A 23,224-nucleotide genomic window follows, 5' to 3' on the forward strand; every position below is an offset into this window, starting at 1 on the left:
CGTTGGGAGGCATCTTGCACCTCCGTACCCGTCTGAAACACCTCGCGCTCACCGGCGCGGCCCTCGCCGTCGTCACGGCCTCGCTGCCCGGCGCGGCGGCCGCCGACTCCGGGGACCGGGACCGTCATCCGTCCGACCGGGGCCTGTCGGCCGTCATCCGCTACACCGAGTACGGCATCCCGCACATCGTCGCGAAGGACTACGCGAACCTGGGGTTCGGCACGGGCTGGGCCCAGGCCGCCGACCAGGTCTGTGTGCTCGCCGACGGCTTCCTGACCGTGAACGGTGAACGCTCCCGGTACTTCGGCCCGGGCGCCGCCCCGGACGGCTCCCTCTCCTCCGCCACGACGAACCTCTCCAGTGATCTCTACTTCCGTGGCGTGAAGGACGCGGGCACGGTCGAGGAGCTCCTCGAAACCCCGGCGCCGACCGGTCCGAGCCGGGAACTGAAGGAGCTGATGCGGGGCTGGGCGGCCGGCTACAACGCCTGGCTGCGGAAGAACCGGATCACCGATCCGGCCTGCGCGGACGCCGACTGGGTCCGTCCCGTGACCGCGCTCGACGTGGCCCGGCGCGGCTTCGCCGTCTCGGTGCTCGGCGGCCAGGGCAGGGCCGTGGACGGCATCACGGCCGCCGCGCCGCCGGCCGCCGCGCCCACCTCGGCCGCCCGCTCGGGCGGCACCGGTCCGGAGGGCCCCGACCCCGCCCGTACGGCCGAGGCGGCGCGCGAGCTGTTCGCTCCCGAGAACGCCACCATGGGCTCCAACGCCGTCGCGTTCTCGGGGGCCACGACGGCGAACGGGCGCGGGCTGCTCCTGGGGAACCCGCACTACCCGTGGCAGGGCGGCCGCCGGTTCTGGCAGTCGCAGCAGACCATCCCGGGCGAGCTGAACGTCTCCGGCGCCTCGCTCCTCGGCACGACCGTCGTCAACATCGGCTTCAACGACAAGGTCGCCTGGAGCCACACCGTCGCCACCGGGGTGCCGCTCAACCTGCACCAGCTGACGCTCGCCCCCGGCGACCCGACGTCCTACCTGGTGGACGGCCGGCCGGAGCGGATGACCGCGCGCGAGGTGACCGTGGCGGTCAAGGACGGCGCCCCCGTCACCCGTATCCAGTGGTGGACCCGGTACGGCCCCGTCGTCGGCGGCCTCGGCGCGCAGCTGCCGCTGCCCTGGACCGCGACCACGGCGTACGCGCTGAACGACCCCAACGCCGCCAACCTGCGCGGCTCCGACACCGCGCTCGGCTTCGGGAAGGCCCGGTCCGCGCAGGACATCGCCGACACGCTGGCGCGCACCCAGGGGCTGCCCTGGGTCAACACGATCGCGGCGGACTCCGCGGGGCACTCCCTCTTCACCCAGTCCCAGGTGCTCCCCCGGATCACCGACGAGCTCGCCGCGCGCTGCTCCACCCCGCTCGGCCGGGCCACCTACCCGGCCTCGGGCGTCGCCGTGCTCGACGGCTCGCGGTCGGACTGCGCGCTCGGCTCCGACCCGGACGCGGTGCAGCCGGGGGTCTTCGGCCCGGCGCGGATGCCCGTCCTGCGGGACACCCCGTACGTGGAGAACTCCAACGACAGCGCCTGGCTGGCCAACGCCGACCGGCCGCTGACCGGTTACGAGCGGATCTTCGGCACGATCGCCGTCCCGCGCTCGCTGCGCACCCGGGGCGGGATCGAGGACGTGTCGGCGATGGCGGACCGGGGCGCGCTCACGGTGGCCGACCTCCAGCGCCAGCAGTTCGCGAACCGGGCGACCGCCGGTGACCTCGCGGCGGGCGACGCGGCGAAGGCCTGCGCGTCGGTGCTGCCGGAGGACCCGGAGGTCTGCCGGGTGATCGGGGACTGGGACCGGACGGTGAACACCGACAGCCGGGGCGCGCTGCTCTTCGACCGCTTCTGGCGGAAGTTCACCGCCACGGTGCCGCCGGCCGACCAGTGGAGGGTGCCGTTCTCCGCGGCCGACCCGGTCCGCACCCCGCACACCCTCGACACGGGGGCGCCCGGCTTCGCGCAGGCCCTCAAGGCCGCGGCGGCGGACCTGCGGGCGGCGGGCATCGCCCTGGACGCACCGCTCGGCGCCCACCAGTTCGTCGTACGGAACGGGGAGCGGATCCCGGTGAGCGGCGGGACCGAGTCGCTGGGCGTCTGGAACAAGACCGAGCCCGTGTGGAACGCGGCGGGCGGCGGCTATGTGGAGGTCGCGCACGGGACGAGCCATGTGCAGGCGGTCGGCTGGGACGGGAGCCGGTGCCCGGTGGCCCGCACCCTGCTCTCGTACTCCCAGTCCTCGAACCCGGCTTCGCCGCACTTCAGTGACCAGACCCGGCTGTTCGCGGGCGAGCGCTGGGTGACCTCCCGCTTCTGCGAGAAGGACATCCTGCGCTCGCCCGGCCTGAAGGTGGTCGTGGTCAGGGGCTGAACGACAGGAACACGAAGGCGGCGAAGATCGAGAGGTGGACGCTGCCCTGAAGGAGGGTGGCCCGTCCCGGCACCACCGTCAGGGCGCCCACCACGGCCGTGAGCACGAGCAGCACCATGTGGAGGGGCCCCAGGCCGAGGATCAGGGGCCCGTCCAGCCAGATCGAGGCGAGCGCGATCGAGGGGATCGTCAGGCCGATGCTGGCGATGGCCGAGCCGTAGGCCAGGTTCATGCTGGTCTGCATGCGGTCCCGGCTCGCCGCGCGCACGGCGGCGAGCGTCTCGGGAAGCAGCACCATCAGGGCGATGACGACACCGACGACCGCCTTGGGCAGGCCCGCGGAGGCGACGGCGTCCTCGATGGTGGGCGAGACGAGCTTGGCGTTGCCGACGACGGCGACGAGCGCGACCACGAGCAGGCCGAGGCTGAACCAGGCGTCGCGGGCGGTGGGCGGCGCGGCGTGCTCGTCCTCCGACTCCGGGATCCCCCGGTCCGGCCGTGGCACGGGCAGGAAGTAGTCGCGGTGCCGGACGGTCTGCACGGCGACGAACACCCCGTAGAGGATGAGCGAGGAGACCGCGGCGAAGGCGAGCTGTGCGGCGGAGAACTCGGGGCCGGGGTGGCTCGTCGTGAAGGTCGGCAGGACGAGCGTCATGGTCGCGAGGGTGCAGACGACGGCGAGCTCGCCTCCGGAACCCTCCGCGTTGAAGACCGCGACCCGGTTCCGCAGGGCGCCGACGAGCAGGGAGAGGCCGACGATGCCGTTGCAGGTGATCATGACGGCGGCGAAGACCGTGTCGCGGGCGTAGCTCGTCGCCTTGTCCCCGCCTCCGATCATCAGCATGACGATCAGTCCGACCTCGATGACGGTCACGGCCACGGCGAGGACGAGGGAGCCGAAGGGTTCGCCGATGCGGTGGGCGATGACCTCGGCGTGATGCACGGCCGAGAGCACCCCGGCGAACAGGCAGACGACGACGATCGCCACCGCGAAGCCCGGGAGCTCACGCCCCCAGGCGAGGGCGAGCACAAGCGCCGCCACCACCGGCCCCCAGGTGGTCCACTGCCGTGCCCTTGCCGTCACCGTCGAACTCATGATCCGCATATTGCCACAAGAGGGCCTTTACGCCCGATTCGCTCAGCCCTCGGGATCGGCAAGGCCGTTCTCGTACGCGGCGAGGGTCTCGACGAACATCCGCCGTTCGGCCGGGCCGAGGGGTGCGAGGGCCGCGCGCCAGGCGCCGGCGCTGCGGCCCAGCCAGCCGTCGATGGCGGGGCGGTGCGCCTCGGCGATGGAGACGATCTTCCGCCGGCGGTCGGCGGGGTCCTCGGTCCGCTCCAGGACGCCCTTCTTTGCGAGGTCGCCGACCATCAGGCTCACGGTGGTCGGGGCGACCTCCAGACGGGCGGCGAGCTCGTTGACGCCGAGCGGCCCGTCGAAGAGGAGGTAGGCAAGGAGGGAGAGGTGACGGGGCGCCAGGGTGAGGGACTGCAGCTCGTCGGGGATCCTGATGCGCTTGACCCGTCCGACCATCCGGGGCATGAGCAGCAGCAGCGTACGGACGGCGTCGTCGACGTCCGGCCCGTCGGCGCTCCGGTCGCCGTGGTCCGCGATTGACACCCTGCACCCTCCGATTTAGCTTTGCTTTCAAAGCAAATAGATCTGCCGTGATCGATGCTACCGAAGGGCACCGTCATGTCCGAGTTCAATCAGCGGGTCATCTTGGAGTTCCGCGCCAACGGCGGCCGCGTGGGCGGGATGTTCGAAGGCGCCTCCTTACTCCTCCTCACCACGACCGGCGCCCGCAGCGGACGGCCCCACACCAACCCCGCCGTGTACGTACGCGACGGGGCCCGGCTCCTCGTCTTCGCGTCGAACGCCGGCGGACCGAAGCACCCGGCCTGGTTCCACAACCTCCGCGCCGACGCGCACGTCACCGTCGAACTCGGCACACCCGACGGGACCGTCGAGCGCTTCGCGGCGAGGGCGGTGGTGACGGAGGGCGAGGAACGGGACCGGCTGTACGCGCAGCAGGCCGCGCGCGATCCCGCGTTCGCCGGCTACCAGGCCGGCACGGACCGGGTCATCCCCGTCGTCGCCCTGCACCGCGTCGACCTCACCGACCCCGCGCGGCACCGGGCGATCGCCGCCCACCTCGTCGAGGTCCACGACGAACTCCGGGCCGAACTCGCCGCGCTCCGCGAGGGCCTGGGCGCCCCGGCGCCCACGCTCGGCAGGCAGCTCGCCCGGCACTGCCTCGGCCTCTGCGGCGCACTCCACGCCCACCACCACAACGAGGACGGCGTCTTCGACCTCCTGGAGCGCCAGTTCCCGGACCTCGCCGACTCCCTGGACCGGATGCGCCGGGAGCACCGGGTGGTCGCCCGCACGGTCGACGAGCTGGAGGCCCTGCTGGCCTCCGACGCCGACCCGGCGACCCTGCGCACCGAGGTCGACCGCCTGGCGACGAGCCTGGAGGAGCACTTCGCCTACGAGGAGTCCCAGCTGCTTCCGGCCCTGGCGCCGTAGCACCGGTCAGACGCGCCAGTCCTCGCAGTACTGGAGGTGCAGGGCGCCCGGCACGTTCCGGCGGGTCCGGGGCCGGGTCCAGGGGCCGGAGCCGAACTCCACGCAGAAGTGTCCGGCGCCCGGATGGCGGTACCGGTGGGACGGGGCCTCGTCGAGGAGCCCGCGCAGCACGGTCCCGTGCTCGCGGAACGCGGTGGCGCTGCCCACGACGAAGAGCGTGTGCGCCGCGATGTCGAAGCCGAGGTGGTCCCGGTACGTGGCGTGGTGCCGGCGCTCGTGGTCGATGGCGCCCTCGTCCGGGAAGTCACGCTCCGGGGTGGCGGCGGTGTGCGGCCGGCCGGTTCCGAGCCGGGCCCGGACCCGCTTCCACGCGGCGGTGGGGAACTGCAGACTGTGGTGGACCAGGACCAGGTCGAGCGCCACCGGTTCGCCCTCCCCCATGACGCCGTCGGGGGCGGGGTTGGCCCGGAGCGGGAGGTGGACCAGGGAGCGCGCGGAGCGGGCGGCCAGTGCCCACAGCGCGGTGAGCCGCTCGGCGCCGTCCCGGTCCGCGTACATCGACAGCCAGTGGCCGTCGTCGCGCAGGGCGAGCCGCGCCGGGGCGGGGTCCGGTCTGACGACCCTGACCTCGTCGCCGCCCAGCCGCACCTTGTGCACCCGCACCCGCTGTTCCACACGCCCCCCGCATCGTCGATCCGCCGCACCCTAACCCGGCGCGTGTCCGGCATAGGCTGCATTTCACAGGCGACGGACAGGAGGACGAGGTGGCGGAGACGGCGTTGGCCGGGGTGATGGCCGAGCTGGCGGAGCTCGACGACCCGAAGGCACGCGAGGTCAACGAGCGGCACGGCGACGACCACGGCGTGAACCTCGGCAAGCTGCGCGCGCTCGCGAAGCGGCTGAAGACACAGCAGGAGCTCGCGGTCCGGCTCTGGGAGACGGACGACACCGCCGCCCGGCTCCTCTCCCTCCTGGTCTGCCGCCCGAAGGCGTTCGAGCGGGACGCCCTCGACCGCATGGTGCGCGAGGCCCGCGCCCCCAAGGTGCACGACTGGCTCGTGAACTACGTGGTGAAGAAGAACCCGCACGCCGAGGAGCTGCGCCTCGCCTGGCTCACCGATTCCGATCCGGTGGTCGCGAGCGCCGGCTGGGCACTGACCACCGCGCGCGTGGCGAAGCAGCCCGAGGGCCTCGACCTCCCCGGGCTGCTCGACGTCGTCGAGGCGGAGATGAAGGACGCGCCCGACCGCCTGCAGTGGGCGATGAACCACTGCCTGGCCCAGATCGGGATCGAGCACCCCGAGTACCGCGCCCGCGCCGTGGACATCGGTGAGCGGCTCCAGGTGCTCAAGGACTACCCGACCTCCCCCGGCTGCACGTCCCCGTACGCCCCCGTCTGGATCGGCGAGATGGTGCGCCGCAAGGAACAGGGGAACTAGAGCGGGCGCTCCCTGCCCTCCCAGTACGGGTCGCGGAGGCGGCGCTTGTACAGCTTGCCGTTCGGGTCCCGGGGCATGGCCGCGACGAAGTCGACCGACTTCGGGCGCTTGAAGCCGGCGAGGCGGTCCCCGCAGTGGGCCAGGATCTCGGCGGCGAGCGCGGGCCCCGGCTCGTACCCCTCGGCCGCCTCGACGACCGCCTTCACCTCCTCGCCCCAGTCGGCGTGCGGGATGCCGAAGGCGGCGGCGTCCGCGACGGCGGGGTGGGCGAGCAGCGCCGCCTCGATCTCGGCGGGGTAGATGTTGACCCCGCCGGAGATGATCATGTCGATCTTGCGGTCGCGGAGGAAGAGGTAGCCGTCCTCGTCGAGGATGCCGAGGTCGCCGACGGTGAAGAAGTCGCCGATGCGGTTCTTCGCGGTCTTCGCCTCGTCCTTGTGGTACTGGAAGCCGCCGGTGTTCATCTTGAGGTAGACGGTGCCGAGTTCACCCGGCGGCAGCCGCTTGCCGTCGTCGTCGAAGACCGCGAGTTCGCTGATGGGCCAGGCCCGGCCGACCGTCCCGGGCCGCTTGAGCCACTCCTCGGCGGTGGCGAAGGCGCCGCCGCCCTCGCTGGCCGCGTAGTACTCCTCGACGCACCGGCCCCACCAGTCGATCATCGCCCGCTTGACGTGCTCGGGGCAGGGGGCGGCGCCGTGGATGGCGTGGCGCATGGAGGAGACGTCGTACCGCTCCCGTACCTCGGCGGGGAGGGCGAGCAGGCGGTGGAACTGGGTGGGGACCATGTGGGTGTGGGTGCAGGCGTACCGGTCGATGAGGCGGAGCATCTCCTCGGGCGTCCACCGGTCCATGAGGACCAGCGGGTGGCCGATGTGGAGGGCGGCGGCCGCGAACTGGAGCACGGCGGTGTGGTAGAGCGGCGAGCAGACGAGATGGACGTTGCCGTCGGCCGGCCGGATGCCGAAGATGCCGAGGAAGCCGCCGAGATGGGTCTCCTCGGGGAGCTTGCCGGGGAGCGGGCGGCGGATGCCCCGGGGCCGGCCGGTGGTGCCGGAGGTGTAGTTCATGACCCAGCCGAGGGTGCGGTCGGCGGGCGCGGATCCGTCCTGTCTGTCGAGGAGTTCGGCGTACGGGCGGAAGCCGGGGACCGTGCCGACCGCGTACCGGTGGGTGGGCGCGAGTCCGGCCTCGTCGGCGGCGAGGGTCACGGCCTCGGCGAACCGCTCGTGGGCGACGAGGACCTTGGCGCCGGAGTCGGCGACGATCCAGGCGATCTCGGGGCCGACGAAGTGGTGGTTGACGGGTACGAGGTAGAACCCGGCCTGGGTGGCGGCGAGATGGGCGGTGAAGAACTCGGGGCCGTTGGGCAGGACGACGGCGAACGCGTCGCCGCGTTCGAGGCCGGCGGCGCGCAGGCCGCGGACGAGCCGGTTGGCCTCGGCGTGCAGCCGGCCGGCGGACCACTCCTCGCCGTCGGGTGCGACGAGGACGGTGCGGCCGGGTTCGGCGGCTGCCTGGGCCCAGAATCCGGTGGGTCCTTGTGTCACTGGGTGCTCCGTCCGGCGATGCGGTTGATGCGGTCGACGGCCTTCTCGAAGCCGCGGGTGAGCTCGTCGACGACCTGCTGGACGCTGCGCTCGGAGTTCATCCGGCCGACGATCTGCCCGACGGGGGTGCCGAGCAGCGGCTCGACCTCGTACTTCTGGATACGGGAGACGGCCTCGGCGACCAGGAGTCCCTGGAGCGGCATGGGGAGCGGTCCCGGCCCCGCCGGGTCGTCCCAGGCGTCGGTCCATTCGGTACGGAGCTGGCGGGCGGGCTTGCCGGTGAGGGCGCGCGAGCGGACCGTGTCGCCGGAGCCCGCCGCGAGGAGCTTGGCGGTGAGGGCGCGGGAGTGCAGTTCCGCCTCGGTGGTGGTGAGCCAGATCGAGCCGAGCCAGACGCCCTGGGCGCCGAGGGCGAGTCCGGCGGCGATCTGCTCGCCGCTGCCGATGCCGCCGGCGGCGAGCACGGGCAGCGGGGAGACGGCGTCGACGACCTCGGGGGTCAGGACCATGGAGGCGATCTCGCCGGTGTGGCCGCCCGCCTCGTACCCCTGGGCGACGACGATGTCGATGCCGGCGTCTGCGTGGTGGCGGGCGTGGCGGGCGCTGCCGGCGAGGGCGGCGACGAGGACGCCGTGGTCGTGGGCGCGGGCGACGACGTCGGGCGGTGGTGAGCCGAGGGCGTTGGCGAGGAGTCTGATCGGGTAGTCGAAGGCCACGTCGAGCTGGCTGCGGGCGACCTGCTCCATCCAGCCGGTGATCCGCCAGCCGGAGGCCTCGCCCTCGGCCAGTTCCGGGACCCCGTGCTTGGCGAGGGTGGCGCGGACGAACGCCCGGTGCTCCTCGGGGATCATCGCCTCGATCTCGGCCTCGCCGATCCCGTCGACCGCCTTCTTCGCGGGCATCACGACGTCGAGGCCGTAGGGCAGGCCGTCGGTGTGCTCCTGCATCCAGTCGAGGTCGCGGGCGAGGTCCTCGGGCGCGGTGTAGCGGACCGCGCCGAGGACGCCGAAGCCGCCGGCTCTGGTGAGTGCGGCGGCCACCGCGGGGAAGGGCGTGAAGCCGAAGATGGCGTGCTCGATCCCCAGTGTGCGACTCAGCTCCGTCTCCATGGGCGGCAGGATGCCGCAGCGGCGCGGCGGAGGGAAGAGGTTTTCTGACGCAACGTCAGATTCTTTGGGGCCGGTGCGTCTGCGTTTCGCCGCCGCGCCCGGTGGGAGAGGGTGGGCATGACGGAGCGAGCGAAACGAGACGGAAGGCCGAGCCGCCGCGCGTTCGGCGGCGGGGTGCTGGTCCTGGGAGGGGCGCTGATGACCGGTGCGGTGCCGGGGGCGGCGGCCGCGGAGGGCCCGCGGCCCGGGGCGGGGCCGGGAGCCGCGGACGGTGCGTCGTCCGCCGCGCGGCGGACCACACTGCGGCGCGGGTCCGCGGAGCGGGCCGGGCTGCTCGCGCCGCACCTGGACGGACTCGTGGCGGAGGCCGAACGCTTCCTCGGGCCTTCCCCCACGCACCCCTGGTACGCGGGCGCCGTCCTGCTCGCCGGGCGGGGCGGGACCGTCGCCCTGCACCGGGCGATCGGCTCGGCCGTGCGGTACGCGGCGTACGACGAGAAGACCGACACCGGTGTCGAGCTGCCGCCGGAGCGGCAGATCCCGATGACCGAGGACACGGTCTTCGACCTGGCCTCGGTCTCCAAGCTGTTCACCTCGATCCTGGCGGTGCAGCAGATCGAGCGCGGGGCCCTTGAGCTGGAGGCGAAGGTCACCGCGTACCTGCCGGAGTTCGGCGGGGGCGGGAAGCAGGACGTCACCGTGCGGCAGCTGCTCACCCACACCTCCGGCTTCCGGTCGTGGATCCCGCTCTACCGGGAGCCGACGCGGGAGGGGAAGCTGCGGCTGCTGTGGGCCGAGACCCCGGCGAACCCGCCGGGGACCGCGTACCTCTACTCCGACCTCAACCTGATCTCGCTCCAGCTGATCCTGGAGGAGATCACCGGTCTCGGTCTGGACATCCTGCTCCACGACGAGATCACCGCTCCGCTCGGGATGCACCGCACACGGTTCAATCCCCCGCCCTCCTGGCGACCGGAGATCGCCGCCACCGAGGACGCCCGGAAGCCCTGGTCCGGCCTCGACCGGGGCATGGTGTGGGGCGAGGTCCACGACGAGAACGCCTACGGCCTCGGCGGCGTCGCCGGCCACGCCGGGATCTTCTCCCGTGCCTGGGACCTCGCGATCCTCGCCCGCACGCTGCTCAACGGCGGGGCGTACGGCCGGGCCCGGATCCTCTCCCCCGCGTCGGTGGAGCTGATGTTCAGCGACTTCAACACCGCCTTCCCCGGCGACGAGCACGGACTCGGCTTCGAGCTCCACCAGCACTGGTACATGGGCGCGATGGCCACCCCGCGGACGGCGGGGCACACCGGCTTCACCGGCACCAGCCTCGTCCTCGACCCGACGACCGACTCGTTCCTGATCGTGCTCGGCAACTCCGTGCACCCGGTGCGGTCCTGGCGCTCCGGCTCCGCGCCGCGCGTCGCCACGGCGGACCGGCTGGCCAGGGCCGTGCCCGTGCGCCCGGTCCGTGGCCGCACGTCCTGGTTCTCCGGCATGGCGAGCGCCACGACCGTCACCCTGACGCTCCCTCATGTGCCGGGCGCCGCAGTCCTGGAGTGCGCGCTGTGGTGGGACACCGAGCCGGGCGCCGACCGGGTCTCCCTGGAGGCCTCGACCGACGGCGGCACGACCTGGCGGCCGGTGCCCTTCACCACCGACGGGCGCACCGAGCACCCGACGGGCACGGTCGGCGGCTGGTCCGGCCGCGTCTGGCACACCGTGTCCGCGGCGCTGCCGGAACCGAACGCCCTGCTGCGCTGGCGGTACGCCACGGATCAGCGGTACGTGGGGCGGGGCGTGTACGTCGACGGGCTGCGGCTTCTCGACGGGTCCGGGCTGCCGCTGTTCGACGAGGCGCGACCGGCGGACGGAGCGCGGATCGAGGCGAACGGCTGGGCCAGGTCCGCCGATTGAGCCCGAGCCGACGAACCGCCCGAGACGGAGCTGCGCCGCCCGCGCACCTCCGACACGCGCGTCAGTGCTCCCGGCGAGGCAGGCAACCACGCGATCATCCACGGCGGAGCGCAGCTGGGAACCTGTCCGGTCGCGACGCACGGGACGGCCGGTACCCGGGCGGGCACCGGCCGTCCTCCCGGAGCCGCGCCGCCGGGGGACGGCACGGCTCCGGGCCCCGCGCCGTCAGAAGGCGAGGGCCGCCACCGACGCCGTGCGGGCGTGCTGCTCACAGGCGTTGCCGTACGTCTCCGACCAGGAGATCCGCCGCCCCTGCCAGACGCCGTCGCCGGTGATCGTCACCGGCGCCCACTCGCGCGTGCAGGGCCGGTCGCCCGACCGGACCGTCAGGGCGCCCAGGTCACCGCCGGACGCGGCCAGTTCGGCGCACGCGGACGCGGGGCTGGGGTGCGTGCCGCCGGGCGTGGGGGCGCAGCTCAGGGTGACGGCGCGGACGATCCGGGCCGTCTCGGGGCTGTCCCCCTGCCCGAGAGTGAGGACGAGCGCCGACGGCGGGTAGAGGCGTTCGGGGGCGGCCTGGGCGGTGCCGATGAGGGCCGTGCCGATGAGGGCGAGGCCGGCGGCGGTGGCGAGCGCGGTGGCGCCGAGGGTACGGACGTGACGCACGGGGGTGTCCCTTCGCGTGGTTTCAGGAGTGCGAGCCGATCGACTGCGGAGGGGAGTCTCGTCGACGCGCAGAGTGATCGCACATCTGTCCGCACTTTCCGGCCGTCGCCGCGCAGCGGACCCGACCGATTGGTCGTTCGGGAAGCTGAGAGGGGGTGCGGGCCGTCTCCCGGCGGCCCTTCGGAGGCTGCCACCGGAGGGTCGTACAAGCTTGCACAACGCTTCCACCTGCGGCGATCCAAGACATGTTCGAGAGTGAACCACCTGAAAAGGAGCTTGATCGTCCGGAACTCTGCCGTCAGGCCCGGGGTCCGGCCGCGGCGCCGAGCGCCCCGAGGACGGGGCTGATGAGGGGGTGGTCCTCCGCTCCGCGCCGGACGGCGGCGAAGACCCGGCGGGTCGGGGCGACGCCCTCGATCGGGCGGACCTCCACGCCCGTGAGTTCCATCCCGCGCAGGGCCGAGCGCGGCACGAGCGCCACGCCGGCGGACGCCGCCGCCAGGGCGACGACGGCGCGGAAGTCGTCGGAGGAGTGCTCCGGGTTCAGGGTGAACCCGGCGTACTCGCAGGCCAGGACGGTCACGTCATGGCAGGGGTTCCCCTCGGACTGGCCGATCCAGGTGTCCTTGGCGAGGTCGGCGAGCGCGACCCGTGCGTCGCCGGCGAGGGGGTGACCGGGCGGCAGGACCGCGTCGAACGGCTCGGCGTACAGCGGGACACGGGTGAGCCGGGCGTCGTCCTCGCCCGGCGCGCCCCGGTACTCGACCGCGACGGCCACGTCGACCTGCCGATCCAGGACCATGAGCAGGCTCTCGTCGCCCTCCGCGTCGCGGACCCGGACCCGGATGCCGGGCGCGGTGCGGGCGAGCGCCGTGATGGCGGGGGCCACGACGAGCCCGATGCCGGTGGCGAACGCGGCGACCGTGACCGTACCGGCGTCTCCGGAGCCGTAGGCGGCGAGCTCGGCCTCGGCGCGCTCCAGCTGGGCGAGCACGGCGTTGGCGTGGCTCAGCAGGATCTCGCCGGCCGGGGTGAGGCGCGCGCCGCGCGCGCTGCGGTCCACCAGGCGGTGGCCGGTCTCCTGCTCCAGGGCGGCCAGCTGCTGGGAGACGGCGGAGGGGGTGAGATAGAGCGCGGCGGCCGCCGCCGTGACCGTGCGGTGGTCGGCCACCGCACGGAGGATGTGCAACCGCCGCGCTTCGATCATTCCCCTAGTGTCTCAGCCTGCGGACACTAGCCGCGCAGGGCTGCGCGGGCGTCGACGAAAGCGTCGACGGCCCGGTTCACGTCCTCCGTCGAGTGGGCGGCGGAGAGCTGGACGCGGATGCGGGCCTGGCCCTGGGGCACGACCGGGTACGAGAAGCCGATCACGTACACACCGCGCTCCAGGAGCAGCTCGGCCATCCGGCCGGCCTCGGCGGCGTCGCCGATCATGACGGGGGCGATGGCGTGGTCGCCGGGGAGGATGTCGAAGCCCTCCTCGGTCATGCGGGAGCGGAACAGCGCCGTGTTGGCGTTGAGGCGGTCGCGCAGGTCGCCGGCGGACTCCAGGAGGTCGAGGACCTTGAGGGAGGCGGCGGCGATGACCGGGGCGAGGGTGTTCGAGAAGAGGTACGGGCGGGAGCGCTGGCGCAGCAGGGCGACGATCTCGGCGCGGGCCGCGACGTAACCGCCGGAGGCGCCGCCGAGGGCCTTGCCGAGGGTGCCGGTGATGATGTCGACGCGGTCCATGACGCCGTGCAGCTCGGGGGTGCCGCGCCCGCCGGGGCCGACGAAGCCGACCGCGTGCGAGTCGTCGACCATGACCATGGCGTCGTACTGCTCGGCCAGGTCGCAGATCTCGTCGAGCGGGGCGACGTAGCCGTCCATGGAGAAGACGCCGTCGGTGACGATCAGCTTGCGGCGGGCGCCGCCCTCGACGGCCGCCTTGAGCTGCTGCTCCAGGTCGGCCATGTCGCGGTTGGCGTAGCGGAAGCGGCGGGCCTTGGAGAGGCGGATGCCGTCGATGATCGAGGCGTGGTTGAGGGCGTCGGAGATGACGGCGTCCTCGGGGCCGAGGATCGTCTCGAAGACGCCGCCGTTGGCGTCGAAGCAGGAGGAGTAGAGGATCGTGTCCTCCTGGCCGAGGAAGGCCGAGAGGCGGGCCTCCAGCTCCTTGTGCACCTCCTGCGTGCCGCAGATGAAGCGGACGGACGCCATGCCGTAGCCCCAGCGGTCGAGCGCCTCGTGGGCGGCGGCGACGATCTCGGGGTTGTCGGCGAGGCCCAGGTAGTTGTTGGCGCAGAAGTTGAGCACCTCGCCGGGGCGGCCGCCCGCGGTGACCTCGACGGTCGCGGACTGGGGGGTGCCGATGACCCGCTCGGGCTTGTGCAGTCCGGCCTGCTCGATCTCTTCGAGGGTGGCGCGGACGGAGTCGCGTACGGAATCGAACATGGGTCAGGCTCCCGTGGTCCAGTCGAGGATGATCTTGCCGCTCTTGCCGGAGGCCGCGTCGTCGAAGGCGGCTTCGAAGTCGGTGTAGTCGTAGCGGCCGGTGATGACCGGGCTGAGGTCGAGCCCGCCCTCCAGGAGCACCGACATCGCGTACCAGGTCTCGAACATCTCGCGGCCGTAGATGCCCTTGATGGTGATCATGGAGGTGACGATCTTCGCCCAGTCGACGGCGAAGTCCTCGGCGGGCAGGCCCAGCATGGCGATCTTTCCGCCGTGGGTCATGTTGGCGATCATGTCGCGCATCGCGTGCGGGTTGCCGGACATCTCCAGGCCGACGTCGAAGCCCTCCTTGAGCCCGAGGGTGCGCTGGCCGTCGGCGATGGTCTGCTCGGCGACGTTGAGGGCGAGCGAGACGCCGGTCTTGCGGGCCAGGGCGAGGCGCTCCTCGCTGACGTCGGTGATGACGACGTTGCGGGCGCCGGCGTGCTTGGCGACGGCGGCGGCCATGATGCCGATGGGGCCGGCGCCGGTGACGAGGACGTCCTCGCCGACGAGCGGGAAGGACAGGGCCGTGTGCACGGCGTTGCCGAACGGGTCGAAGATCGCGGCGACGTCGAGGTCGACGGGGACGCGGTGGACCCACACGTTGGAGGCGGGCAGCGCGACGTACTCGGCGAAGGCGCCGTCGCGGCCGACGCCGAGGCCGATGGTGGAGCGGCAGAGGTGGCGGCGGCCGGCCAGGCAGTTGCGGCACTTGCCGCAGACCAGGTGGCCCTCGCCGCTGACCAGGTCGCCGACGTTGATGTCGGCGACGTCACGGCCGACGGAGACGACCTCGCCGACGAACTCGTGGCCGATCGTCAGCGGCGTGGCGATCGTCTTCTGCGCCCAGCCGTCCCAGGAGCGGATGTGCAGGTCGGTCCCGCAGATACCGGTCCGCTTGACCTTGATGAGGACGTCCCCGGGACCCGTCTCCGGCTCGGGCACGTCCGTGAGCCAGAGTCCCGGCTCCGCGTTCAGCTTGACCAGCGCCTTCAATGCAACGGCTCCCGACGTGCGTGTCCTGTGATGTGGGGGCGCGGGCACGACTGAGTGCCCAAGATCCCTGGAAGAGAATCTTCCGTACGCGAGGCTTGCGGTCCATCGAGGATTTCTTAAGCGCGCTCGCAGATCAGCTTCACACCCCAGGCGGGAAGGCGGCGACGTCAACGGGGCCGAACGGAGATACGGCCCCGTCGACGTCGGGTCACTACCGCCCCAGGGCCGCCATCGCCGCGTTGTGGCCCGGGATGCCGCTCACTCCGCCGCCGCGGACCGCGCCCGCTCCGCACAGGAGGACGTTGGCGTGCGAGGTCTCGACGCCCCAGCGGCCGGTGTTCTCGTCCCCGTACGGGAAGGAGAGGTCGCGGTGGAAGATGTGGCCGCCGGGGAGCCGGAGTTCGCGTTCGAGGTCGAGGGGGGTCTTCGCCTCGATGCAGGGGCGGCCCTCCGCGTCGAGGGCGAGGCAGTCGGCGATCGGCTCGTCCAGGTGGGCGTCCAGCTGGGCGAGGGTCGCCGCGAGGAGCTTCGCGCGCGTGCCCTCGTTGTCGGCGGCGAACAGCCGGGCGGGGGTGTGCAGGCCGAAGAGCGTGAGGGTCTGGTGGCCCGTCGCGGCCAGTTCCGGGCCCAGGATCGTCGGATCGGTCAGGGAGTGGCAGTAGATCTCGGACGGTGGGGCGGAGGGCAGCCGCCCGGCGGCGGCCTCGGCGTGGGCGGTGGCCAGCTGTCCGTACCCCTCGGCGATGTGGAAGGTGCCGGCGAAGGCCTCGCGCGGGTCGACGGAGCGGTCGCGGAGCCTCGGCAGCCGGGTCAGCAGCATGTTGACCTTGAGCTGGGCGCCCTCCGCGGCGGGCGGGGGCGTCTCGCCGAGCAGGGCGGCGAGCTCCTGCGGGGAGGCGTTGACGAGGACCTGCCCCGCCTCGACGGTGCCTTCGCCGTCGGCGGTCCGGTAGGTGATCGCCGCGTGCTGCCCGTCGGTCTCGATCCGAAGGGCCTCGTGCCCGGTGGCGATGCGGGCTCCGGCCGCGCGGGCGGCCGCGGCGAGGGCGTCGGTGAGCGCGCCCATGCCGCCGACGGGCACGTCCCAGTCGCCGGTGCCGCCGCCGATGACGTGGTAGAGGAAGCAGCGGTTCTGGAGGAGCGTGGGATCGTGCGCGTCGGCGAACGTGCCGATGAGGGCGTCGGTGAGGACCACGCCCCGGACCAGGTCGTCGGCGAAGGTCTTCTCGACCGTGACGCCGAGGGGCTCCTCGAAGAGCATGCGCCAGGTCTCGGCGTCGTCCACGCGGGCGCGCAGCTCGGCGCGGGTGGGCAGGGGCTCCGTCAGGGTGGGGAAGAGGCGGCGGGCGGCCTCGCCGGTGCGTCCGTAGAAGGCCTGCCAGGCCTCGTACGCCCGGTCGGAGCCCGTGAGCGCCGCGAACGAGGCCCGGGTACGCCCGGGTCCGCCGCCGACCAGGAGGCCGCCGTCGCCCTTCGGGGTGTACGAGGAGATGGACCGTTTCCGCACGGCGAACCGCAGCCCGAGCTCCCGCACGATCTTCTCCGGGAGGAGCGAGACCAGGTACGAGTACCGGGAGAGCCGGGCGTCGACCCCGGCGAACGGCCGCGTCGACACGGCCGCCCCGCCGGTGGAGGCGAGGCGCTCCAGGACGAGGACGCTGCGTCCGGCACGGGCCAGATAGGCGGCGGCGACGAGCCCGTTGTGCCCGCCTCCGACGACGACGGCGTCGTACTGGGCGTCCCCTGGGGGGAGGGCGGTGGCCGGGGCCTCGGGGAGGGGATCACGGGCGCTCATGGCTCATGCTCACACGCGCCCGCGTGCCGGGGGAAGACCGCCGCATGCGTCATGATCACCACATGAATGAGATCGTTCTGATGTCGGATCCGAGGGTCGCCGCGATACCCGTGGCGGAGTGCGGCGAGGGCCTCGTCGACGTCCGCGGCGTCGGCTCCCTGCTCGTCGACACCCGCAAGCAGGACCCCGCGGACGCCTTCGCACACCTGCGGGAGGGCGTCGTCGAGCGCCTCCTCGCGGCGCAGGAGCAGCTGCCGGAAGGTCTGCGGCTGCTGTTCGTCGAGGGGTACCGGCCGCCGTCGCTCCAGCGAGCGTACTTCGAGGAGTACGCCGACAGCCTCCGCGCACTGCACCCCGAGTGGCCCGAGGAGCGGATCCGTACGGCGACGAGCCGGTACGTGTCCCCGCCCGAGATCGCCCCGCACAGCGCCGGCGCGGCCGTCGACCTCACCCTGGCCGCGGCCGACGGGCGGGAACTGGACCTGGGGACCCGGATGAACGCGGACCCCGAGGAGAGCGGCGGCGCCTGCTACACCCACGCCGAGAACATCGGCGAGGAGGCCCGCGCCCACCGGGAGCTGCTCGGCTCCGTGCTCACCGCGGCGGGCCTGGTGAACTACCCGACGGAGTGGTGGCACTGGTCCTTCGGCGACCGCTACTGGGCCCTGGCGACCGGCGCGGCGGCGGCCCCGTACGGCCCCAAGGAGCTCGCGCCGGCCCACTGAGCGACATGCCTCCGCGGGCCGTCACGCCCCCGGCGCCGAGGCCGCCTTGATGAGGAGCTCGGCCGCTTCGGCGTGGCGGCCGAGGCGCTCCAGGCTCTGGGCCTCGTCGTCGAGGGCGGCGAGGGTGTCGGGGTGCGCGGGACCGAGCAGGCGCGTGCGGGCCGTGGCGATCGCGCGGTGGCACTCCAGCGCCTCCTCCCAGCGGTCGAGCCGGCCGAGGGCGACGGCCGTCTCCCACCGGCTGAGGAGCGTGTCCGGATGGTCGGCGCCGAGTACCCGCGCGCGATCGGCGTGCACGCCCTCGGACTCGGCGAGCGCCTCCGTCCAGCGGCCGAGCCGGCCGAGGTTGACGGCGAGGGCCTGTCGGGCGCGCAGCGTCTCGGGACCGTCGGGGCCCTGGGCGCGGGTCCGGGCGGCGACGAGGTCGCGGCAGACGGCGAGGGCGTCGGCGGCCTGGCCGAGCCGGCCGAGACAGACCCCGGTCTCGTAGCGGGCGGCGAGGGTGTCCGGATGGTCGGCGCCGAGGGCGGCGGCGCGCGCGTCGGCGACCGCCCGGTACTGGACGAGCGCCTCCTGTCCGCGTCCGAGCCGGGTGAGGGTGAACGCGACCTCGTGGCGGGTCAGGAGGGTGTCGGGGTGGTCCTCGCCGAGCAGCCGGGCCCGGGACTCCGCGACCTCGTGCGCCGTGCGGTACGACTCCTCCAGGCGGCCGAGGCTGCCGAGGGTGAAGGCGAGGTTGTGGCGGCAGCGCAGGGTGTCGGGGTGGTCGGCGCCGACGGTGCGCTCGCGGGCGGCGAGGACCTCGGCGTACACCTCGTACGCCTCGGGGTGCCTGCCGAGGCGGCCCAGGGCGTAGGCCCGCTCCTGACGTGCCGCCAGGGTGTCGGGGTGGTCGTCGCCGAGCACGCGGGCGCGGGCCTCGGCGACCTCGCCGAAGACGTGCAGGGCGTCGGCGGGGCGGTCGAGGCGGGCGAGGGCGAAGCCGACCTCGTAGCGGCTGGTGAGGGTGTCGGGGTGGTCCTCGCCGAGGGTCCGCGCGCGGTCCCGGGCGACGGACCGGTGCACGGACTCGGCCTCGTCCCAGCGGCCGAGGCGGCCGAGGCCCATCCCCGCCCGGAACCGGCCGGCGAGCACCGCGATGAGCTCCGCCGGAGGCGCGGCGGCGGGTGACGGGGGGCTGTCGGGGGCCGAGGTGGTCCACTCGGTGGTGAGGACGGCCGCGGCGGGATCGTGGGCGGCCGGGCGCGGCCCGGTGAGGGCCGCCGGGCGGTGCCCGCCGCTCATCCCCCGGACCCACGCGGGCGCGGGGGCGCTCTCACCTGCCGGGGGCTCGGGCGGGGGTACGGGCATGGGCACCGTGACCGGCAGCGCGGGCGTCTCGGCGGGCGGCGGGAACGCGGGCGCGCCGAAGCGGCCCGAGACGATGCGGCGGCGCAGGTCACCGGCGTCGGCCGGCCGCTCCTCGGGCACCTTCGCGAGCAGGTCGACGACGATCCGGTCGAAGTAGTCGGGCAGCTCGGCGCGGAGCGCGCGCGGCGGGCTCGGCACCGTGTCCCGGTGGCCGATGAGGATGGCCCAGGAGTCGCCGAGGTCGAAGGGCGGGGCGCCGGTGGCCAGCTCGTACAGCACGCACCCCAGCGAGTAGAGGTCGCTGCGGTGGTCGATCTCCCCGCCGCCGCCGATCTGCTCGGGGGACATGTAGTGCGGCGTCCCCATCGCGATGCCGGTCCCGGTGAGCTTGGAGGTGAAGCCCATGTCGGTGCCGAGTCGCGCTATCCCGAAGTCGCAGATCTTCACCGTGCCGTCCCGCAGCCGCATGATGTTCGCGGGCTTGAGGTCGCGGTGGACGATCCCCTGCCGGTGGGTGTACGCGAGGGCGTCGGCGACCTGGTCGGCGATCTCGACGACGTCCTCGACGGGCAGCGGCTGCTGGTCGTTGGAGACGAGCAGCTGACTGAGGTTGCGCCCCTCCAGGAGCTCCATGACGAGGAACAGCACGCCCTCGTACTCGCCGAAGTCGTGCACGACGGTGATGCCGCGGTGCTGGAGCGCCGCCGCCACCCGGGCCTCGCGGCGGAAGCGCTCGCGCACCACGGTGAGGACCTGCGGGTCCTGCTGCGGTCCGAGCGGTTTGAGGCACTTCACGGCGACACCGCGCCCGAGCGCCTCGTCGGTGGCGCGCCACACCTCGCCCATGCCCCCGCGACCGATGACCTCGTGCAGGCGGTACCGGCCCTGGATCAGTCTGGAGTCCCCCATCGTGTGCTGCCGCCCCCGTCGATTCCGTACTGCCTCCTCGGCTCCTCCAGTATGGCCGCCGGGTCGGACAGTGAATACGGGGCGGGGTACGCGTACGGGTCGGGGCGGGTCTCCGGGCCGAGCCGGTCCATGGCGCGCAGGATGTGCCGGGGCGGCAGCCGCCAGCGCAGGCGTGCGGGGACGCAGCGCAGGAGGTTGGCCGTCGCGACGAGCCGGCGGGTGACGGTCTCCGGAGGCGGGGCGGGGCGGCCGTAGAGGGCATGGGCGTACGGGGGCAGGGTGTCGTAGGCGAGTGCGCTGACGCGCCGCCAGATCACCTCGCGCGCCGGGACGAGGACGGGTTTCACGGGCGGGCGGCGCAGGAAGTCCGCGACGGCCCGGGCGTCCGGTCCGGCGGCGAGGCCGGGGCGCACCGCGTCGAAGTAGGCGGCGAGCTCGGCCGTGGACGCCGGGACGGTGTCCGGGTCGAGGCCGACGAGCCGGGCGGAGGTGCGGTGCTCGTCGACGTACCGGTCGGCCTGGGCGTCGGTGAGCGGGATCCCGGAGCGGCGCGCGACCGAGAGGTACGAGTCGGTCTCGGCGCAGTGGACCCAGAGCAGCAGTTCCGGGTCGTCCACGGCGAGCAGCCGGTGGATGCGCCGGACGCGGGCGCCGGCCGCCTCGGCGGCCTCGCCGGTCCCGTAGCTGAGGGTCCCGACGAAGTTCGCGGTCCGCATCAGCCGGCCCCAGGGGTCCTCCCGGAAGCTGCTGTTGATCATGACGCCGCGGACGGCGACGGGGTGCAGCGCCTGCAGCCAGAGGGCACGGACTCCGGCGATCCACATCACCGGATCGCTGTGCACCTGCCAGGTGACGGAGCGGGGACCGAAGAGCCCGGGGTCGGCGTCCTGCCTCATGGCGCTCAGGCTACGCCGGAACCGTCCCCTCGGAACCGGTCGGGAGGCGTCGTCTTCGGCGCCGGCTCCCCGCCCGCGGCGCGCTCGGCCTCGCCGCCGAGGCCGCGGTCGACGAGGGCCACGCCGACGCCGTCACCGGCTTCCGTACGGAGGCGTCGAGCGCACGGACGCGGACGCGGGCGCGGACACCGGCGCGGACACCGGCGCAGGCGCAGCAGCGGAGGTGGACGCGGCCAAGGACGCGGGCGCCGGCGATCGCCGGCGACCACGAGTCCGCCGAGCGCGTCGAGCTCGTGCTCCCCGAGACCGGGGTCTGCGGCGGCGCCGGCCTCTTCGACCGGCCGCCGTCCCCGTGCGGGGCGGCGCCCGGCCGCGCATGCTCGAAGCATGTCCTGCAAGCGTGACGACCGGTCCGCACGGACGGGCGCGGGACGGGCGGTGCCGGGATGACGTGGCCGCTCGTCCTCGCCGGAGCGGCCCTGATCCTGTTCATCCTGCGGGACGTCTTCCACACCATCTGGCACCCCACCCGGCACGGCGGGCTGAGCAGGCTGGTGATGCGTCGCGTGTGGCGCCTCTCGGCCCATCGAGGGGCGCGGTGGCGGCCCGTCGGTCTGGCGGGGCCGGTGGGCATGATGACGGTCGTCACCATCTGGGCGTTCGTCATCGCCGTCGGCTGGGGGCTCATCTACTGGCCGCACATGCCGGACGACTTCTCGTACTCCACCGGGCTCACCCCCTCCGAGCACGCGGGCCCCGTCGACGCGCTGTACGTCTCGCTCGTCACCCTGGCCACCCTCGGTCTAGGCGACATCGCGCCGGCCTCGGGGTGGCTGCGCATGCTCGCGCCGATCGAGGCCCTGGTGGGCTTCGCCCTGCTCTCGGCGACCGTCGCCTGGGTCCTCGGCGTCTACCCGGCCCTCGCCCGCCGCCGGGCGCTCGCCCTGCGCCTGTCCCATCTGAGCCGCAGCGACGGCACGACCGAGGCCCTCGACTCCGCCGGGGGTGCCGCGATCCTGGACGGGGTCGCCTCGGCGCTCTCGACCGTCACCGTCGACTTCCTGCAGTACGCCGAGTCGTACTACTTCTACGACGGGGACGAGAACATCTCCCTGGCCGGACGGCTCGAATTCGCCGTCGTCCTGGCGGACCGGGCGGAGCGCGCCCGCCATCCGGACGTCCGGCTCTCGGCCTCGGTCCTGCGCACCGCACTGGAGGACCTGGCCACCGTCCTCGACGAGCGCTTCCTGCGGAAGGGAGGGACTCCGCGGCAGGTGTTCAGGGTGTATGCGGCGGACCACGGACGTCCCTGGAACGGCGCGGGTGGCGACGAGGACGATATCCCCTCGACATGATCACTCCGGCGGCACATCCTGAGCCCCATGGAATTCCTCTGTTACCACCGTGACCGGTCCGGGTCCATGCCCCTGCGGCAGGCCCTCCTGGAGGCGCACTGGGCGTACATGGACGGCTTCGCGAAGCAGCTGATCGCGCGCGGGCCGACCTTCGACGCGGCGGGCGAGACGTGCACCGGGAGCGTGCACATCGTGGACCTGCCCGATGCCGCCGCGGCCCGGGCGTTCGCCTTCGACGAGCCCAACTACCAGGCCGGGGTGTACCGGGACGTCCTGCTGCGGCGGTGGCGCAACACGCTGGGCCGGACGATGTGGGAGTTCCCCGGCGGCCGCGAGGGCGGCAACCGGTACCTGGTCCTGGGCCTCGGGGAGGGCGAGCCCGTCGACCTCACCCCGCCGGCCGGCCCCGCGGACGGGGACGACCTGATCGCCTACGGCCCCCTGCTGTCGGACGACGGCACCACCTGGGTGGGCACGGCGGCCCTGGTGCGCGCCCCGGACGCGGCGACGGCGGCGGCCGTCCTGCGGACCCCCGGCCGGTACGCCGACATCGAGGTCCACGACTGGTCCTTCGGCGGCCGCCCGCCGACGAGCTGACCAGCGCCGACCCGGTCCCGTCCAGCACGTGAGACCGGCCGTGGAGACGGCCCGCACCGCGGCTAAGGTGCCCCTGCCCGTGGCCGGTGCACGAGGTCCGGGCCACCCCTTCCGCTCGATCTCCACGAGGACGACGCCCATGTTTACGGTCAACGAGTACTTCGACGGCGCGGTCAAGTCGATCGCGTTCACCCAGGAGCAAGGCCCGGCGACCATCGGCGTCATGGCTCCGGGTGAGTACGAGTTCGGCACGGCCGCTCCGGAGGTCATGCACGTGGTCAGCGGCGCCCTGACGGTCCTGCTGCCGGGCGCCGCCGAGTGGGCGACCTTCGCCGCCGGGGAACAGTTCGAGGTCCCCGGGGAGAGCAGGTTCCAGCTCAAGGTGGCGGTGGACACCGCCTACCTGTGCGAGTACCGCTGACCGTCCGGGGACCCTGACCACCGAACGCAGCCGTCCTGCCACTAGATTCGACCATGACGGCTGAACGGGAGTCC

The 23,224-nt window shown here is 73.5% G+C and carries 20 protein-coding genes and 1 pseudogene; 9 read left to right on the plus strand and 12 right to left on the minus strand.

Going from position 1 to position 23,224, the window contains the following annotated elements; all coding sequences use genetic code 11:
• Window positions 1-14: 14 nt before the first annotated feature.
• Window positions 15-2,423, plus strand: coding sequence for a penicillin acylase family protein (locus AB5J54_RS03945; RefSeq protein ID WP_369142470.1), 2,409 nt, complete (start codon window positions 15-17; stop codon window positions 2,421-2,423).
• Here the strand turns inward: AB5J54_RS03945 and AB5J54_RS03950 are convergent.
• Both AB5J54_RS03950 and AB5J54_RS03955 read right to left on the minus strand, forming a co-directional pair.
• Window positions 2,413-3,519 (minus strand): calcium:proton antiporter, encoded by a 1,107-nt coding sequence (locus AB5J54_RS03950; protein ID WP_369142471.1) that lies wholly within the window; start codon window positions 3,517-3,519, stop codon window positions 2,413-2,415. The two genes, AB5J54_RS03945 and AB5J54_RS03950, sit on opposite strands and share 11 nt — an antisense overlap.
• Before the next feature lie 42 nt (window positions 3,520-3,561).
• Entirely contained in the window at window positions 3,562-3,966 is a 405-nt protein-coding gene (locus AB5J54_RS03955; RefSeq protein ID WP_369149207.1) for a MarR family winged helix-turn-helix transcriptional regulator, read from the minus strand.
• A gap of 153 nt (window positions 3,967-4,119) precedes the next feature.
• Between AB5J54_RS03955 and AB5J54_RS03960 the strand changes: the two genes are divergently transcribed.
• Window positions 4,120-4,953 (plus strand): nitroreductase/quinone reductase family protein, encoded by an 834-nt coding sequence (locus tag AB5J54_RS03960; protein WP_369142472.1) that lies wholly within the window; start codon window positions 4,120-4,122, stop codon window positions 4,951-4,953.
• Window positions 4,954-4,959: 6 nt separating this feature from the next.
• On the opposite strand, the gene AB5J54_RS03965 is transcribed toward AB5J54_RS03960, so the two are convergent.
• Complete coding sequence (locus tag AB5J54_RS03965) at window positions 4,960-5,616, minus strand: hypothetical protein (protein WP_369142473.1); 657 nt, start codon at window positions 5,614-5,616, stop codon at window positions 4,960-4,962.
• Between the two features lie 128 nt (window positions 5,617-5,744).
• Between AB5J54_RS03965 and AB5J54_RS03970 the strand changes: the two genes are divergently transcribed.
• A complete protein-coding gene (locus AB5J54_RS03970; protein ID WP_369149208.1) occupies window positions 5,745-6,392 on the plus strand; it encodes a DNA alkylation repair protein in 648 nt (215 codons plus the stop codon).
• Here the strand turns inward: AB5J54_RS03970 and AB5J54_RS03975 are convergent.
• Together AB5J54_RS03975 and AB5J54_RS03980 are read right to left on the minus strand one after the other, a co-directional pair.
• Window positions 6,389-7,939 (minus strand): acyl-CoA synthetase, encoded by a 1,551-nt coding sequence (locus tag AB5J54_RS03975; RefSeq protein ID WP_369142474.1) that lies wholly within the window; start codon window positions 7,937-7,939, stop codon window positions 6,389-6,391. The genes AB5J54_RS03970 and AB5J54_RS03975 overlap by 4 nt on opposite strands.
• Window positions 7,936-9,048 (minus strand): NAD(P)H-dependent flavin oxidoreductase, encoded by a 1,113-nt coding sequence (locus AB5J54_RS03980; protein WP_369142475.1) that lies wholly within the window; start codon window positions 9,046-9,048, stop codon window positions 7,936-7,938. Before AB5J54_RS03980 ends, AB5J54_RS03975 begins: the two co-directional genes overlap by 4 nt.
• A 117-nt stretch (window positions 9,049-9,165) precedes the next feature.
• On the opposite strand from AB5J54_RS03980, the gene AB5J54_RS03985 reads away from it, so the two are divergent.
• The gene (locus AB5J54_RS03985; RefSeq protein ID WP_369142476.1) at window positions 9,166-10,965 is read left to right on the plus strand and encodes a serine hydrolase; all 1,800 of its coding nucleotides are present in this window, start codon (window positions 9,166-9,168) and stop codon (window positions 10,963-10,965) included.
• Between the two features lie 225 nt (window positions 10,966-11,190).
• Here AB5J54_RS03985 and AB5J54_RS03990 read toward each other — a convergent pair whose 3' ends face one another.
• The 5 genes from AB5J54_RS03990 to AB5J54_RS04010 all read right to left on the minus strand — a co-directional run bounded on the left by AB5J54_RS03990 (window position 11,191) and on the right by AB5J54_RS04010 (window position 16,897).
• Complete coding sequence (locus AB5J54_RS03990; RefSeq protein WP_369142477.1) at window positions 11,191-11,631, minus strand: subtilase-type protease inhibitor; 441 nt, start codon at window positions 11,629-11,631, stop codon at window positions 11,191-11,193.
• A gap of 298 nt (window positions 11,632-11,929) precedes the next feature.
• Window positions 11,930-12,838, minus strand: coding sequence for a LysR family transcriptional regulator (locus tag AB5J54_RS03995; RefSeq protein WP_369142478.1), 909 nt, complete (start codon window positions 12,836-12,838; stop codon window positions 11,930-11,932).
• A 26-nt stretch (window positions 12,839-12,864) separates the two neighbouring features.
• Window positions 12,865-14,064 (minus strand): glycine C-acetyltransferase, encoded by a 1,200-nt coding sequence (locus AB5J54_RS04000; RefSeq protein WP_369142479.1) that lies wholly within the window; start codon window positions 14,062-14,064, stop codon window positions 12,865-12,867.
• 3 nt (window positions 14,065-14,067) lie between these two features.
• On the minus strand, window positions 14,068-15,102 hold the full coding sequence (tdh, locus tag AB5J54_RS04005) for an L-threonine 3-dehydrogenase (protein ID WP_369142480.1): 1,035 nt from the start codon (window positions 15,100-15,102) through the stop codon (window positions 14,068-14,070).
• A 211-nt stretch (window positions 15,103-15,313) separates the two neighbouring features.
• A complete protein-coding gene (locus tag AB5J54_RS04010) occupies window positions 15,314-16,897 on the minus strand; it encodes a phytoene desaturase family protein (protein ID WP_369142481.1) in 1,584 nt (527 codons plus the stop codon).
• Window positions 16,898-16,959: 62 nt separating this feature from the next.
• Here AB5J54_RS04010 and AB5J54_RS04015 point away from each other — a divergent pair, with 62 nt between their 5' ends.
• Window positions 16,960-17,622: a M15 family metallopeptidase gene (locus tag AB5J54_RS04015; RefSeq protein ID WP_369142482.1), complete on the plus strand. Its 663-nt coding sequence runs from the start codon at window positions 16,960-16,962 to the stop codon at window positions 17,620-17,622.
• Between the two features lie 21 nt (window positions 17,623-17,643).
• On the opposite strand, the gene AB5J54_RS04020 is transcribed toward AB5J54_RS04015, so the two are convergent.
• Entirely contained in the window at window positions 17,644-19,881 is a 2,238-nt protein-coding gene (locus AB5J54_RS04020) for a tetratricopeptide repeat protein (RefSeq protein WP_369142483.1), read from the minus strand.
• Window positions 19,863-20,777: an oxygenase MpaB family protein gene (locus AB5J54_RS04025; protein WP_369142484.1), complete on the minus strand. Its 915-nt coding sequence runs from the start codon at window positions 20,775-20,777 to the stop codon at window positions 19,863-19,865. Before AB5J54_RS04025 ends, AB5J54_RS04020 begins: the two co-directional genes overlap by 19 nt.
• A 62-nt stretch (window positions 20,778-20,839) precedes the next feature.
• On the opposite strand from AB5J54_RS04025, the pseudogene AB5J54_RS04030 reads away from it, so the two are divergent.
• From AB5J54_RS04030 to AB5J54_RS04045, 4 genes and pseudogenes are all read left to right on the plus strand, one after another.
• Window positions 20,840-21,127, plus strand: a pseudogene (locus AB5J54_RS04030) (hypothetical protein); the annotation flags it as partial.
• 96 nt (window positions 21,128-21,223) lie between these two features.
• Window positions 21,224-22,132 carry a potassium channel family protein gene (locus AB5J54_RS04035; RefSeq protein WP_369142485.1) on the plus strand — a complete coding sequence of 303 codons (909 nt, stop codon included), beginning with the start codon at window positions 21,224-21,226 and terminating at the stop codon, window positions 22,130-22,132.
• 27 nt (window positions 22,133-22,159) lie between these two features.
• Entirely contained in the window at window positions 22,160-22,729 is a 570-nt protein-coding gene (locus AB5J54_RS04040) for a YciI family protein (protein ID WP_369142486.1), read from the plus strand.
• A gap of 139 nt (window positions 22,730-22,868) precedes the next feature.
• Window positions 22,869-23,150, plus strand: a complete 282-nt coding sequence (locus AB5J54_RS04045) for a pyrimidine/purine nucleoside phosphorylase (protein ID WP_369142487.1) — start codon at window positions 22,869-22,871, stop codon at window positions 23,148-23,150.
• Window positions 23,151-23,224: the final 74 nt, after the last annotated feature.

Source organism: Streptomyces sp. R44 (assembly GCF_041053105.1).
In the GTDB taxonomy this organism is placed as follows: domain Bacteria; phylum Actinomycetota; class Actinomycetes; order Streptomycetales; family Streptomycetaceae; genus Streptomyces.